1 protein-coding gene is annotated in these 318 nt (G+C 50.3%); it reads right to left on the bottom strand.

Annotated elements, in window-relative coordinates:
* Window positions 1-318 (bottom strand): AMP-binding protein (locus AC3Z9T_RS21420; RefSeq protein ID WP_490128068.1); only part of this gene is annotated, 318 nt, incomplete at both ends.

The raw sequence follows: 318 nt of genomic DNA on the forward strand, positions 1-318 counted from the left end.
TAGGTAATTGCGCAAGCCACAATGTTCGACCATCACCCCTTTCGGCTCACCGGTAGAGCCTGATGTATAGATGATATAAGCAAGATGCGTGGCACTGAGATCTGACGGTGTAGGGTTAGTCTCCTGAGCGTCTTCAAACAAGGCCAGATCATCAAGTGTCATTGTCAACGTTTTGTGGCTGAAAGATGTCATTAAGGATGAATGCGTCAATAGGGCAATTGGCGCGGCATCATCAAGCATATACGCGAGACGTTCAGAGGGATAAGAAGGGTCAAGCGGCACATAAGCGGCCCCCGCCTTTAGGGTGGCAAGCAGGCA

The sequence above is a fragment of the Providencia sp. 6390 genome (assembly GCF_058148425.1).